12 protein-coding genes are annotated in these 13,471 nt (G+C 52.1%); 5 read left to right on the forward strand and 7 right to left on the reverse strand.

The features are described 5' to 3' along the window. Positions 1–208: hypothetical protein (locus tag GOW04_RS21830; protein WP_217356976.1), on the forward strand; the 208-nt coding region annotated here is incomplete at its 5' end. Between the two features lie 250 nt (positions 209–458). On the opposite strand, the gene GOW04_RS21585 is transcribed toward GOW04_RS21830, so the two are convergent. From GOW04_RS21585 to GOW04_RS21605, 5 genes are all read right to left on the reverse strand, one after another. Further along, positions 459–1,712: a carbohydrate porin gene (locus GOW04_RS21585; RefSeq protein WP_170568150.1), complete on the reverse strand. Its 1,254-nt coding sequence runs from the start codon at positions 1,710–1,712 to the stop codon at positions 459–461. Positions 1,713–1,788: 76 nt separating this feature from the next. Further along, entirely contained in the window at positions 1,789–2,961 is a 1,173-nt protein-coding gene (locus GOW04_RS21590; RefSeq protein WP_170568149.1) for a dipeptidase, read from the reverse strand. A gap of 26 nt (positions 2,962–2,987) precedes the next feature. Further along, positions 2,988–3,389 (reverse strand): hypothetical protein, encoded by a 402-nt coding sequence (locus GOW04_RS21595; RefSeq protein ID WP_170568148.1) that lies wholly within the window; start codon positions 3,387–3,389, stop codon positions 2,988–2,990. A 119-nt stretch (positions 3,390–3,508) separates the two neighbouring features. Continuing rightward, positions 3,509–4,996, reverse strand: coding sequence for an amidohydrolase family protein (locus GOW04_RS21600; RefSeq protein ID WP_217356979.1), 1,488 nt, complete (start codon positions 4,994–4,996; stop codon positions 3,509–3,511). Between the two features lie 90 nt (positions 4,997–5,086). Then, the gene (locus tag GOW04_RS21605; RefSeq protein ID WP_171233978.1) at positions 5,087–6,460 is read right to left on the reverse strand and encodes an amidohydrolase family protein; all 1,374 of its coding nucleotides are present in this window, start codon (positions 6,458–6,460) and stop codon (positions 5,087–5,089) included. A 151-nt stretch (positions 6,461–6,611) separates the two neighbouring features. Here GOW04_RS21605 and GOW04_RS21610 point away from each other — a divergent pair, with 151 nt between their 5' ends. Continuing rightward, positions 6,612–7,604, forward strand: a complete 993-nt coding sequence (locus GOW04_RS21610) for an AraC family transcriptional regulator (RefSeq protein ID WP_170700185.1) — start codon at positions 6,612–6,614, stop codon at positions 7,602–7,604. A gap of 601 nt (positions 7,605–8,205) precedes the next feature. Here GOW04_RS21610 and GOW04_RS21615 read toward each other — a convergent pair. Further along, positions 8,206–9,015 (reverse strand): DUF3299 domain-containing protein, encoded by an 810-nt coding sequence (locus GOW04_RS21615; RefSeq protein WP_170380014.1) that lies wholly within the window; start codon positions 9,013–9,015, stop codon positions 8,206–8,208. Positions 9,016–9,119: 104 nt separating this feature from the next. Continuing rightward, positions 9,120–10,412, reverse strand: a complete 1,293-nt coding sequence (locus GOW04_RS21620; protein ID WP_253282649.1) for an amidohydrolase family protein — start codon at positions 10,410–10,412, stop codon at positions 9,120–9,122. Positions 10,413–10,535: 123 nt separating this feature from the next. Between GOW04_RS21620 and GOW04_RS21625 the strand changes: the two genes are divergently transcribed. The 3 genes from GOW04_RS21625 (at position 10,536) to GOW04_RS21635 (ending at position 13,285) form a co-directional block, all read left to right on the forward strand. Further along, complete coding sequence (locus GOW04_RS21625) at positions 10,536–11,489, forward strand: helix-turn-helix domain-containing protein (protein WP_170380016.1); 954 nt, start codon at positions 10,536–10,538, stop codon at positions 11,487–11,489. 130 nt (positions 11,490–11,619) lie between these two features. Then, entirely contained in the window at positions 11,620–11,964 is a 345-nt protein-coding gene (locus tag GOW04_RS21630) for a potassium channel family protein (protein ID WP_170332502.1), read from the forward strand. Positions 11,965–12,142: 178 nt separating this feature from the next. Beyond that, a complete protein-coding gene (locus GOW04_RS21635) occupies positions 12,143–13,285 on the forward strand; it encodes an adenylate/guanylate cyclase domain-containing protein (RefSeq protein WP_253282648.1) in 1,143 nt (380 codons plus the stop codon). The last annotated feature ends 186 nt before the right edge of the window (positions 13,286–13,471 follow it).

Consider the following 13,471-nt stretch of genomic DNA (forward strand, 5'->3'; position numbering starts at 1 on the left):
CTCCGTTCAGCGCATCACTTTCTGCGTCAGCAACACGTTGTTTTTCAACAGAATCGGCTCAGAGCAGTCGTTCGCTTCACTTGGCATGAACGGCCACTTTGCGGACAAAGCCGCTATTCAGCCTCAGCGACTGATCCGTCAGGATAGAGCCCAAACTTGCCGCTGGAGGATAGGTTGCGAACGTCTGCTTTGCCCTCTCTCTCACTGAACTCGGGCTACGGTTGTGGTTTTGAGCACCGGGTTTCGAAAGGGAGTTACGCTACATTCGGCTTTCAACGCGAACCTGTGTTGCTAAAACTGTGACAAGCTTCTCGAAAACGGAGTTTTCAACTTTGTCAGAGAAGCCTTCCAATCATAATTAGCCTGCAACTCTGCATTGACTTGACGGGCGGGTTAATCAGCGGAAGCTGGCCTACAGAATACCAAGTATGAGGATGAGGTTTCGTGTTTTTTCTGTCTTATAAGTTGAATCTCAACCTCAGCCCGAACACCAGAGGATCATCATCGGTGAAGCCGGGATTGTTCAGATACTGGACATCTGCCGTAAGCGCGAGGTTGTCGGAAATATCTAAGCGATAAAACGCTTCGACGGTGGTTTGCGTGTCAAGGTTTTGATCGGATGGGTCGGCGACCGTCACGCCAAACCCGATCAAGTCGTCATAAAACCCGGGGCGCCACATGACCCCGGCGTTGACCGCACGTCTGGCAATCGGGGCATCGCCGTCGGACCAGCCAAGGCGACCGAACAGCATAATGCTTTCGTCAAGGGTCACATTGCCTGACAGCATCGCTCCGTGACTGCTGGGCACACCAGCGTCATCTCTGTCATCCACATGGAATACACCGAGATGAACATTGGTGAGGTATCGCTGGTCTCTGGCAGGCGTCCAGCCGATCTCACCGTAGGTGAAAAACTCCGAACCGCCGGGAAACCAGTCTACATCCGTCAATGATCCATTGGCATCGCTGACCAAGCCAAGCGCATAGATCTGATCTGTAAAGTAACCTCCGCCAGCAACGCCAAAGCCAGGATCGGGAATGGGAAGGACTGGACTGAACAGAATTGAAAAATTCGAAAAAGTCGTGCGCGGGTTCACGTAGCCAAGGATATCGGAATAGTCGCCGGGGTCAATGCGACCGGCCACGAAGCCTCCGTTGATCCCGGACAGGGCCTGCGACCAATACGCGACCGACAGTGTAGAGTCCGTGTCGCTGAATGTCGTTGCCGTGACACCGAGATACCCAATTTCGCCCGCGAGACTGCCCGGCGCGATATCCGTGCCCAAACGATGACGGTTTTCGAGGATAAAGACGAAACTGCCTGCATTGTCGGTCCCACGATTCAGCAATTCCCAGTTGCCAATGATCCGCGCCTGCCCCGAAGCGGCCTCGTCGGTGCCACTCAGGCTGTCTGAAGACTTCTGGTAGAGCGCTTGGTAGTCGAAGGACAAATTCAACCCAGTGCGTTTGGCAAAAGCCTCGCGCGACTGTTCGAGGGGATCGAAAAACCGATCCAGCCCCGGCAATCTGGAATCCTCAAGACGCCGGAGCCTGTCCTGCTCTAATTGCGCCTGAGCCGACGCTGGCCCCCCAAGCGATGCGGTGGCAGCCGCCTCCAACTGCCGTACCGTGCTGTTTTCTTGGGCTGACGCGCCCGAAGCGATGGCACCGGCAAATAAGAAAGCAACTATTTTGATGTGCTTCTTGGTCATACTCGTCCTTCGTTTAGGGCGGCAGCGGGTCATTCACGAATCAACCGGCCCGTGCGCGGCATATTTTCAAAGCGACCTACTCTCCCCAATTCGCTTCATAAAGGCGCATCAGATTGCCACCCATCAATCCGCGGATTTCGCTCTCGCTCCAACCGTGCTGTTCCTCCAGAACTCGGGAAACCGCCCATGCGTCGGCGGGCGGGGCCATCTGAGTTGGCAGACCATATCCCTGTTCCGGCGGGTACTTTTCGGGATTCCCAATAATTGGACCAAGTGCGACGGCATAGTTCTCGACATAATCGACGCCGAAGCAGGTTGCCTGTTTTCCGACAAGTTGACCGATGTAGTTGATATGCTTGGCAATGGCCTCCGGCGTAGCCTGAACTTGCCCATTCAGAAAGCCACCAAGGAAATTCACGCATACAACGCCACCGGTAGCAGCGACGGCTCGGATTGCTTCATCCGATACATTTCGAAGGTTCTCGTACAACGCGTACGAGTTGCTATGCGAAATCATCATCGGCTTGGTGGTAAGCTCTGCTGCTTCTATGCAAGTTTCCCATGAAGAGTGTGAGCAATCGACGATCATGCCAACACGGTTCATCTCGGCGACCACAGCTGCGCCCAGCTCGGTAACGCCCATGTCACTCGCCAAGGGGTCATTGTCGACCATACCAGCAGAATAGGGGCCGGTTTGATTGTACGAAAAATTCATCTGGCGGATTCCGAGATCCCAATAGCGCTGAACGTTCGCGATATCCTCGTCGAGCATATCCATGCTTTGCGAGTTCAGCATCACAGCAACAACGCCTGCCTCCTTGGCATCAATCAAATCCTGAACTGTCGTCGCCAGCGTGAAACGGTCAGAGTTTTCGTCAATCCACGCCTTCATGACATCAATCCGTTCGAGAACGGCGAGAGCACCTTCGGAGCCGTTGGATATCGTTGTGCTGAACGCAGCGTATCCATACTCCTCGTAATGATTGGCAAGGCTCTCCCAATCCTTGAGCAGGAAGTCGATACTCTCGAACCCGGGCGAGCCGACCGCAAGCGCATCGATCATTAGGGCGTCGACATACCGCTCCCGATATGCCAAATCGCCCTGCCTCGCCTCATCCCCGCGGGGATCAGCCATTTCCACAAGTTTCTCGATACGCGCGGCGATTTCCTCTTCGCTTGGCGGTGCTTGTGCAAAAACCGGACCGCTCAAAACCACCGCTGCAAGAGCAAGTTTGGTAACCTTTTTCATGCTTTCATCTCCTTTTTCACGACCCGTTACTTCAGATCATCCTGCGCTTTGATCTCAGGTACGCGGGACAACGCTTCGGCCATGTCCGCGCTGCTCATCAGTTCGATCATCTGGTAGTCATCGAGCAGCCCATCCCCAAGACGGCTGACGTAAAACGCCTGAATGAACGTAGGATCGTCAGGTAGCGAAACGGTGATGTAGTTTTTCCCGTTTCCGAGGCCCCAGTAGTAACTGAGAAGCTCCCCGCCAAGCGCCTCAATTCCACCTTTGACGCTAGCTGCGCGATCACCTGGATTTGCGATCTGCATTTCCCACGCGGCACTGTTGGACGTGCCGATGAAGAGAAATGTGCGCATGTTTTGGCTGTCTTCTGCATTGACCAATGTGGCGTATCCCGCCAGAAGAGCGCCCAGCATAAGATGTTTCATTGTGCGTCCTTTCAATGCTGAGCCTGCGGCGAGACGAAACAGGCTACTGTTTGGATGCTCGCGCCAAAAAAGGCGCGATCCGGCGCAGGCATAGGCAGAGTACAAAAAACCTCTGCTTATCACTCCAGCGTGTTCTTGTAGATCACGCCGTCTTTCATGATCATTCGAATGCTTGGGACATCCTGCCCGCGTGGCGGCGCATCAAACCATGTGTCCACCGCGCCGATGGCCGAGATGTCTTCAAGTGGGTTCCCGTCTACGATCAGAATGTCGGCGTAGGCGCCTTCTTCGATCACACCAAGCTTGCCTTCAGGGTAAGGGTTTCCTCGCCCGGTCAGCGCCGCCAGTTCGCCACCATTTGAGGTCATCATCTGCAATGCCCAGAGGTTGCCAAACTCACGCGCGACAAACGCCTTCGTAAAATCCATTGACTGGCGATAAGGGACACCCGTGAGAAGCACGTAATCGGAATCGAACACCATCTTCGGCTTGTATTTTTTTACAAGATCCATCAGCTGCTTGCTGTTTTCCCGCAACCACAGAAACTTCGCCGTCGGCGGGAAAGTCGGGTCCTGATGCATCGGGTGTTCCAGAGCTTCGGGCGCAAGCGCAGTCAGGTTGGGCGAAAAGAACGCCTCTTTTTCGACCAGCTTCTGCATCGTCGGTTCGGTAATGGTCAGGCCGTGGTCTACCACTTTGACACCAAGATCGAGCGCACGGGACAGGTCGCTGTCCATAAATACGTGCATAGCGACGTATGAGTCCATATCGCCTGCAACCTCTACTGCGGCAGAAATCTCTTCGTTTGTGAAAGCAGACTGATATATCGGGTCCTTGATCGATGTCACGCCACCGCTGACCATGATCTTGAGATAGTTTGCCCCTAAAGCAAAATTCCTCCTCGCACCCTGAAGCACCTCGGCGGGCCCGTCCACCAATCTGGTGATCTCCAGTCGCTCAAGATTGCTCTCGTTCTTGCGCTGACCAGCGATACCCCAGTCGCCGTGTCCGCCCGTTTGGCTAAGGCATGCGCCGGAGGAATAAATTCTTGGGCCGGGAAGTGATCCTTCATCAATAACCGCTCTCAGCCCACCATGAGCGCCGCACATATCGCGAACCGTTGTAAAGCCCATCGCCAACATTTCCTGCGCGAATGCGGCAGCACGTGCGCCAATCTCTTCCCATGTGGTGTCCTGAAGCCCCGGGATAGTCCCGTTCTTGTACATGTTCACATGCACATGGCTGTCGATAAGCCCAGGCATGAGCGTACGACCGTCTCCGTCAATGACGGTCACATCCACTTCTTTGGTCTCGATGCCGCGTTCCGTTTGAACGGTGAAGGAGTAGCCGTCGATGCCGCCGACTGGATCAGGCAACCGCTTGGATCCCCCGGTGCGCACATCGACTTCCCACTTCCCGCCCTCAGGAATGTCAGCGTCAATCTTGTGAATCTTGTTGCCTACCACGAGCACGTCGACGTCCTTGAGGCCGTCATTCACTCCATCAAAAACCATCACATTCTTGAAGAGTGTAACAGGGGGGATGTCACCTGTGGCCTCTTGTGCAAAAGCCGCGCTTGTTGTGAGAGCCAGTGCGCTCGCCATCATTGTAGATTTGCCGAGGTATTTCATAGGCTTCCTTTCCCTTCCGCTATCGGGGTGCGCGGGGTGCCGAGGTTAATTCACCCCGCGCGACACTCAATCGAGTGTATTCTTGTAAATCACGCCGTTTTTCATGATGATTTTCAGATTGGCGTCCGGCTCGGCCAGCAGCAGGATGTCCTCCAGCGGGTTGCCATCGACCAGCAGAAGATCGGCATAGGCACCTTCCTCGACCACGCCGAGGGGGCCGTCTTGATACGGGTTGTTCAAGCCGGTCAGTTGGTTCATGCGGGCGCCGTTCGACGTTGCGATGCGCAGAATGTCATATGCGCTGAAACCCGCTTCGTGCAGATACCCGATTTCGTCGTTCATCTTCTTGTCTTGCTCAAGCGTCTGATCCCAGTTGTTCACAAGGTCTGTGCCCAGTGTGTAGAGATGAATCATGCCCGGCGTCGTCTGGATCACTTCGATCATATTGGCCGCAGCATCCCGCACACTTTTCCATTTCACGAAGGACGCTGGCGTGTAAAAGGCTTCCGCTTGTTCGGTGGTCACCGAGTAGACCGGGGCCACCGCCGTCGCGAACATGATCTGCTTTTCGACCATGATCTCGGCAGCCTCCTTGGTTAGGAACGGGATGTGTTCAATCGTCTTGGCACCATTGTCGATGCAGTTGCGTATCGCCTGTTCGGTGAACACATGGCAGGTGACATAGGTGCCCCACTGCGCGGCCGTTTTGACCGCCATCTGAATCTCGTCAGCCTGATACTGAAGTGAGTGCAGCGGATCGAACTCTGACGTAACCCCGCCGCTGACCATGATCTTGATCTGGGTGGCCCCGCGACGCAGGTTTTCACGCACAGCCATTCGGATTTGCTCAGGTCCGTCGGCGATAAAGCTCATGTCCGTTTCGACCCAATGCGACGGCCCCTGACCCGACAATGTGGGATGCCGGTCGTTTAGTTTGCGGAAATCAGCATGGCCGGATGTCTGGGTGATAAACGCTTCCGAGGAATAGATACGTGGGCCCGGAAACATTCCGGTGTCAATTATGCGGGCGATGGATTTGGCCGGTCCTCCAAGGTCGCGCACGGTTGTGAACCCGTTCATGAGAATGCGCTGGGACCGGATCGTGGCGACGCCGCCAAGATGAAAGGGCGTGATATTCTGGCGTAACCCGTCGCTGAGCGGATTGAATACTGTAAGATGCACGTGCTGGTCATGCATACCCGGCATCAACGTGCGCCCACCGCCGTCGATGATCTGGACATTCGCTACAGCCAGAGGCTCGGTCGAAACTTCGGCAATCAGGTTGTCAACCACCAGAACATTGGCATTTTCGATCCGCTCTTCGTTCACGCCGTCAAAGACATGCACGTTGGTGAAGAGGATCGGAAAGCTTTCCTCTTGAGCAAATGAATATGTTGCGACCGCTGAAAGAAAAGTGGCGACCGTTAAACTTTTGAACATTTTGGAGTTCCTTCGTGGCAATGCACTGCTCTGCACGATTGTATCTTTGCGTGTGGCGCTCAGACTGTCATTAGCATTGTGGTTGAAATGCATAAAAAAATGCTCGAAAATGCGAATGGAAAAATTAAACTGTGAGTGTTCGGGTCGACAAATGAAACTCCCAACTGTTGAATGCTCGATGGCGCAACCTTTTGTGTCCCTTGCCCTCAGCCATGGCCTTGAAGTTGACAAATTTCTTGAGCCATCCGGCCTCAGTCTGAAGGACGTGCAGCGCGGCGAAGCGTTCATGGCAGGGCAGCATTGGTACGATCTGATCGATAATTTCGCGAAGGCATTGAGTAACCCGCATTTGGGGTTTGACGTCGGTGCGAATGCGGCTCTCAAGACATTGCCCAACCTGTCGATCCTTGAAACTCAAAGCGCGTCGCTCGGTGACCTTTTGATATCGCTAGTTGTGGACGTGGGCAGGATTTCGTCCATGGCGACCTACAATCTCGAGACCGACGGTCATGTCGCCAGGTTAGATGCAAAACGCACATTCAAGCCATCTTCTCCACCTGGCCAAGTCGACGGCTATTATCTGGGATTTATGGTTCGACTAGTTCGATCCGTCTGCGGTCCCGACTGGGATTCCAAAAAGCTACATTTCTGGGTTTGCAAACCTGATTGCATACCTGATTGGCAGAAAAAGGAGATTTCGGTACGCCAGACCAATCGCTTGGGCGCTCGCATCGAGTTTCCAGCGAACTGGTTGCTGCTTCGGTCCGGGGGTGGGCAAAGCCAGAATCTCCCGGAGAACGTCACAGGCGCCGACGACTTTCTTCAGCAAACCCGCGATTTGCTTGAACTGCATCTCGACAAGCAACCTGCCACCCTGAACTGGTTTGCCGAGTTGTATTCGCAAAGCCCCGACCGTTTGAAACGCACCTTCCGAGCCAATGGTACAAGCTTCAAAGCAGAACTGGAAAAATGTCGGGCGAAGCGAGCGAAGACATTGCTTGTAAACAGCCAACTTTCGATAAAAGAAATTGGTGAAAGTGTTGGGCTTCTGGACCAACCCAGTTTTCACAGGAGTTTCAAGCGATGGACCGGGATGACTCCGAATGAATTCAAGAAACGCAATCAGATATGCAACTCTGACTGATCGTTAAGCTAAAGATTACCGCTCCAAGATTCATAAGCGACGACGCAAGTCCCAACTTACTGCAGGCGTTGGCTCGCTTCGGATATCCGGCGTTTTTCCGTGGGACTTCAACGCCGCGAAAAGCGTAAAGACTCGGCCATACCGACTCAACAGGCTTCTCACGGGCGTTTCGGATATGGGCTGATACGGCCCCCGCAGCTTTCAAACGATCCAACAAATACGCTAAGCCCGCGAACGAAGCGCACTTCTGGAAAGCGGTCATTGATCAAATGGTGGCTTTGTCCCGCTTATGGGGATTTGCATAGTTTAGTTGCGAATGTCCGGTTTGGGCTGCGAGCGGCCACCGATGCGAAAAGCGGCGAATGGCCGTACCGAGCCCACTTTGACCGATGCTGCTCGATGCCCCAATGACAGCAATGCGCAGAAAGCTGACTTTGCAAAGTCACAGTCTCCACTTCAAGCAGCACTTCAATGCTTGGTGGGCGCCAGATTGATAATCGTATTAAGCAATTTCATTTAAGTATTACTGCATGACATTCTGTTTTATCCACAGTCTGGGCACGTAACACACTGGCTTTCATATGCTTAAGACAGGCGGTTTTTAATTCGAATTTGCTTCACGCGCAGCTTTGGCTCGAAAACTTGCCAATTTTGACGCGTCAAATTTTGCAGCCCCGGAACCTAATTTTCCAATGGCGCTTGGATCGTTGACCTCATCCGCGTCAGTGAACTTCCAACCATAAGCTGGGAGATCATCGCCAGCCTCTACATACTGAGCTTCAAATGAATACGTTGCTCTCATTGGAACGAACCCATCCACGAAATTCATCGTCCTCTCTGACGGCGAAATAGAAACTATCCCTGTAAGGCGAACTGGCTCGTGAAAGCGTTCTGGATACCAACCTTCCGGCAATCGAACACGAATAAGCTGGTTTGGGTTCGGTGGAGGCGTATGGCTGCACATACCTCTCTCCGGAACCAAGTAAGCGACGTTTGTACCATCAGGATCCGGTGGTGCGGGTATCGCATAGCCCGCCAGCTTTACGACTTTTCCGTCAATTTCTGGATTACCAGCCGTGGCGGCTTTCTTTCGTCGCTCTGCAACGACCCATCGTTGTTCAATCAACCAATCAACGTCGATCCCAGCCTTTTGCAGCGGCGTCTCATTTTCCAGAATTTTCGCTTCAAGACTTTTGCGGACATCTTCGGAATGGGCTCCACTATCCAGTCTGAGCTTTAGTCGGACGACTTCAACAAGACCACTAAGCTGGTCAGGTGTCAGTTCTTTGAAAGGATCTACGTATTCCTGAGATTCTTCATCAATCAATTGGTTCCAGTCTAACTCAGCGATTTCTGCGGACAACGACGTTGAAATCAAAGAGGCAACACAGACTATTCTCCAAATCTTCATGACTTATCCTTTTCAACCGTATGGCCACTTGGATGTTGGTCAATGCGTCATCACCTGCCAGCTTAAGACATTTATGGACACTTGGGCTCTAAGCGAAACACAGTTCAAAGCTCGTTTTTATAGATGACTCCGTCCTTCATAATCAGGTCGAAGTTTTCTTGTGGGTCCCCTACAAGCTCCAAGTTTTCAAGCGGGTTGCCGTCCACGAGGATCAGATCAGCGTATGCGCCATCTCTGATAACTCCGAGTGGACCGTCTTGGTAGGGATGACGAGGGCCACTCATTTCCATTAGGCGGGCATTTTCAGAGGTCGCTATCTTGAGCGCTTGATAAGGCGTCATCCAAGTTCCCAACCTCACAAGATATTCGCTCTGTTGATACGCCTTTGATGGATCCATGAGTTGATCGGTGCCAAAGGCGAGATTCACGCCAATTTCGACGGCCATTGGGTACAGCGCGTCTACAGCATCAGTCACCTGTTTCCACTTTTTGGCACTAACTGGGCTATCCCAAACCATATCGGCCTCAAACATCGCCTGAGGACTGAGCCAAGCGCCTTTTTCCTTCATCAATTCCAGTGTTTCTCTTGATGCGAAGAAGCCGTGCTCAATGCTCATCACGCCGTTTTCTATTGAGGTACGGATACCTCTGTCTGTCATCACATGCGCCAAAACATAGGTGTTAAAGTTCGTTGCCTCTTCGACTACCGCACGAATTTCGTCGACCGAATACTCGCTCACATCCAGCGGATCGTATTGGGAAGAGACACCACCACCAGTCGTGATTTTGACCTGAGTAGCACCAAACTTGAGGATTTCTCTGGTTCTCTTTCTGACTTCCGGTACGCCATCAGAAATCATCGCCATCATATTTTTTTCCCAATAACTCAGTTCAGAGTTGGAGTTTCTTGGGTTTTCAAGCAGCGTGTGAAAGTCGGCATGGCCTGACGTTTGGCTCATGAATGGTCCGGAGGGCAAAATGCGGTGACCGGGGTATTCACCAGCGTCAATCAGTTTCTTGATCGTAAACGGATTTCCGCCAGGGTCTCTAACGGTGGTAAATCCACGCATTAAAGTCTCTTCAGCCCCCTTCATACTGCGAATGGCCACTTCCGACATGTCGCCTTGATTCAACATTAGAACGGATGCAGGGGTGTAGGCATACGTCGTGTGCCAATGGACATCGATCAATCCTGGGATCATCGTGCGACCGCCACCGTCAATCACCACCGCGTTCTCGGCTTCGATTGGGTCGGAAGAAACAGCGGTTATGAGATTATCTTCGATCAAAACGTTAGCATTCTCGATGCGTGCTTCGTTTACCCCGTCAAAAACATGAACATTCGTTATGAGAGTTCTTGTAGAATCCTCTTGAGCGCTCGCCAGCGTTGCCAGCATGCTTGAGATTACCAAGCAGAGCGTTGACAATTGATTTTTGCGCATATCTTTCACCCTAGGAATATCAAAGCATTCGATTGTTTAATTTTAACGAAGGTAGCCAACTCTCCGAGGAAAATCGATATGAACTTTTTTAAGGAACTTGGCGAAGGCAAACCGGAGCTTTTTGCGGCAACCGTACGTGAAGCAATGACAGGAGAGGTTTTCGATGGCGATGTGATACAGTTGGGAAAGGGGGCTGACGAAGGCGCAATTTTCACAGCTCGTTTAGGGCTTTCCCGTTTGTCTAGTATCCGCTTCAAGCCCAATGCATTGGTGAGAACCGCACAAAGTGAAAGCTTCGCTAATTTCACTGTACCAATCTGCGCTTCAGAGTTATGGACGGTAAGTGGCGTTCCTTTGAAAGAAAACTCCGTTTTCTTCAATTTCACTGCATCGGAAACCGAGGTAGTCGCGCGCAATCGAACTTCGTTATGTGGTCGTGTGCCCTTGCAACGATTTCTCAAAGAGGTTCAACTTTTTTCCGGCAGAAATACATCGGATTTTCGCGGACCAACGGTTATCGTGAAACTGTCTTCTGATTTTCACGCAGCTTTGGTGCGAACACTTAGCTGCATAATGAACCAAGCCGATGGTCAATATACCCAGAGTGATTTGGAGGCGCGTCTTGCAAGGACGCTTGCGATCTTCTTTGCCTTATCTCTGAATAGTGGGAATGCACGCAAAGCGACTTGGTCTCAAAAAGTGGGTTTGGTCTCAAAAGCACGAGAGTACTATTCTTCCGCCTTGTCAAAAAGGCCATCAGTGGCAGATCTGTGTCGAGTAACCGCGGTAAGCGCGCCAACATTGATCTCAGCATTTCGCGACGTAACGGGTGAAACACCAGCACGATTTTTTGCTCTTCAAAGACTGGCCAATGTCCATGATGAACTTGTTCAGGCGTCTCAGCAAAAACCCATGGTGAAGCAAGTGGCGCTCGCTCACGGATTCACCGATTTGGGACGATTTGGGAGCCTGTACAAAAGCATATATGGAATTTTACCATCAGAGCAAATTGAGCGTACTGTACCCATTTGACCGGTTGTCTTTTTAGTTCTGCCGAAAACCGATTAATACGAATCTCGGCTCCGATGTAGCAGAGTTCCCTTGACGGATTGCAATGGCACCTCAACGATTTGCCAAACAGAACTATGGATTGGACGGCGGAATGTTTTCATTTTTTTTGAATTTCTACAGGCTCTTAAAAGCGATTGTCCGCTCGTGGAGTAGCCCTAGATTCCGCGGAGCGCTTACCCTTGCAATACTCTTGTTGCTTTCCGGAACTTTGTTTTATGTCAGCGTCGAGGGGTGGTCTTGGGTGGACGCGCTGTACTTCAGTGCAACTACTATTTCTACGGTTGGCCTCAGTGACCTAACGCCCGTAACCGACACAGGAAAACTCTTTACCGTGTTGTATATTTTCGTAGGCGTCGGGGTCTTCATCACGCTGTTTGTACAATTCACACATGCCCTTCTTAGGGACTACGATGAGAAAAAGTCGTCAGATAATTGAAGACTGAAGCAACGGTCTTTCGGTCGTTGCACCCTAGCGCTTCGCTCTGCCGTATGCGGTTAAGGTCGTTGAGAAACTGCTTGGATTAAGGCAAACAAAGCAAAGACAAGGTTCTTTATCATCTTGTCTAAGCAGCTAGTTTGAGAACATGGCCTCCGTAGCACAACTAACCGACTGGATGATTACCGAAGGACGCCGCTCAGGCGACCCTGTTAAAGTAGTTTCGCATTTCTGCTCGTCCTTAATTGAGGAAGGTGTACCGCTCTGGCGGGTCAATATCGGTCAGCGCTTCGCCAATCCGCTACTCATTGCATGGGGGGTCGTTTGGACACCTGATGGGACCGACAGCTACGACGTAACTCATGAAACGATGTTGACGGAAGGGTATGTTGGTAGCTCGTTTGAGTACATTCTGGAGCACAGAAAGCCGCTTCACAAAAGCCTGCGACAACTGGATCCAAAGACTGAGCATTTATCGTATCTAGAGTTCGCTGAGCTCGGTGGCACAGATTACTATGCAACTCTGATGTATTATGGCGACGGATCTCTGCACGGCTGCACATTTGTCACGCAGGAACCAGACGGCTTTTCACCGCAACATCTGGAATTGATTGAGGCAGCGCTGCCTGCTTTGTCTTCCGCTTTGGAACCTGTCACGATGCGCAAGTCAGCCAAGGGTCTATTGCGAACATATCTTGGCGATGGGCCCTCCGACGCCGTATGGAGCGGGCGGATCAAGCGAGGCGAACGAACGACCCTTGATGCGGTGGTCATGTTTTCTGATTTACGAGGGTTCACGGCGCTTTCAGAAGCCGCACCCGAGGCCGATGTGTTTGACGCGCTGAGCGGCTACTTTGATCTGGTTGTTCAGTCTGTGGAAGATAACGGTGGCGATGTTCTCAAGTTCATGGGTGATGGAATTCTCTCGATCTTCACCATCGCAACTCAGGCTGATCACGCCGACCGATGCCGAAAGGCTGCGCAAGCCGCACAAAGTGTATTGGCCGGTTTGACGGTCCTCAACCGTCGCCGCGCTGAAGCGAAAAAGCCGTCTTTGGACGTTGGGATCGGGATCAATGTTGGACAAGTCAGCTATGGCAACATCGGCAGCCCTGGTCGACTTGATTTCACGGTTCTCGGAGGTGCAGTGAACGTTGCGAGTCGAATTGAGGGGCTGACTAAATCTATTGGCCGGAGAGTGCTGGCAACATCTGCGATTGCCGAAGTCTCCCCTGATCTGTTTTCCCCTTGTGGGTTTCAAGAAGTTCGTGGACTTGCGCGTCCAATCGAATTGTTTTCTCTCGTCGAAGAAGAGCTTTGATTCAGCGCTGACTTAATTTTGGCAGCATCGCGAGAAGCAGGAACCAGATATTGGGCACCAAGTGTTAAGAGGCAGGTTTTTACCTCATTTGGGAGTTTGCAAAGCCCGACGATGGATGTCCGGTTTGGGCTGATTCTGTTGAAAAACAACGTGTTGCTGACGCAGAAAGTGATGCGCTGAACGGAG

This window comes from Ruegeria sp. HKCCA4812 (assembly GCF_013034245.1).
Classification (GTDB): domain Bacteria; phylum Pseudomonadota; class Alphaproteobacteria; order Rhodobacterales; family Rhodobacteraceae; genus Ruegeria.

Coding starts and splice junctions, on each gene's coding strand:
- GOW04_RS21585 (WP_170568150.1), bottom strand. CDS start 1,712: ATGACCAAGAAGCACATCAAAATAGTTGCTTTCTTATTTGCCGGTGCC.
- GOW04_RS21590 (WP_170568149.1), bottom strand. CDS start 2,961: ATGAAAAAGGTTACCAAACTTGCTCTTGCAGCGGTGGTTTTGAGCGGT.
- GOW04_RS21595 (WP_170568148.1), bottom strand. CDS start 3,389: ATGAAACATCTTATGCTGGGCGCTCTTCTGGCGGGATACGCCACATTG.
- GOW04_RS21600 (WP_217356979.1), bottom strand. CDS start 4,996: ATGATGGCGAGCGCACTGGCTCTCACAACAAGCGCGGCTTTTGCACAA.
- GOW04_RS21605 (WP_171233978.1), bottom strand. CDS start 6,460: ATGTTCAAAAGTTTAACGGTCGCCACTTTTCTTTCAGCGGTCGCAACA.
- GOW04_RS21610 (WP_170700185.1), top strand. CDS start 6,612: ATGAAACTCCCAACTGTTGAATGCTCGATGGCGCAACCTTTTGTGTCC.
- GOW04_RS21615 (WP_170380014.1), bottom strand. CDS start 9,015: ATGAAGATTTGGAGAATAGTCTGTGTTGCCTCTTTGATTTCAACGTCG.
- GOW04_RS21620 (WP_253282649.1), bottom strand. CDS start 10,412: ATGCTGGCAACGCTGGCGAGCGCTCAAGAGGATTCTACAAGAACTCTC.
- GOW04_RS21625 (WP_170380016.1), top strand. CDS start 10,536: ATGAACTTTTTTAAGGAACTTGGCGAAGGCAAACCGGAGCTTTTTGCG.
- GOW04_RS21630 (WP_170332502.1), top strand. CDS start 11,620: ATGTTTTCATTTTTTTTGAATTTCTACAGGCTCTTAAAAGCGATTGTC.
- GOW04_RS21635 (WP_253282648.1), top strand. CDS start 12,143: ATGATTACCGAAGGACGCCGCTCAGGCGACCCTGTTAAAGTAGTTTCG.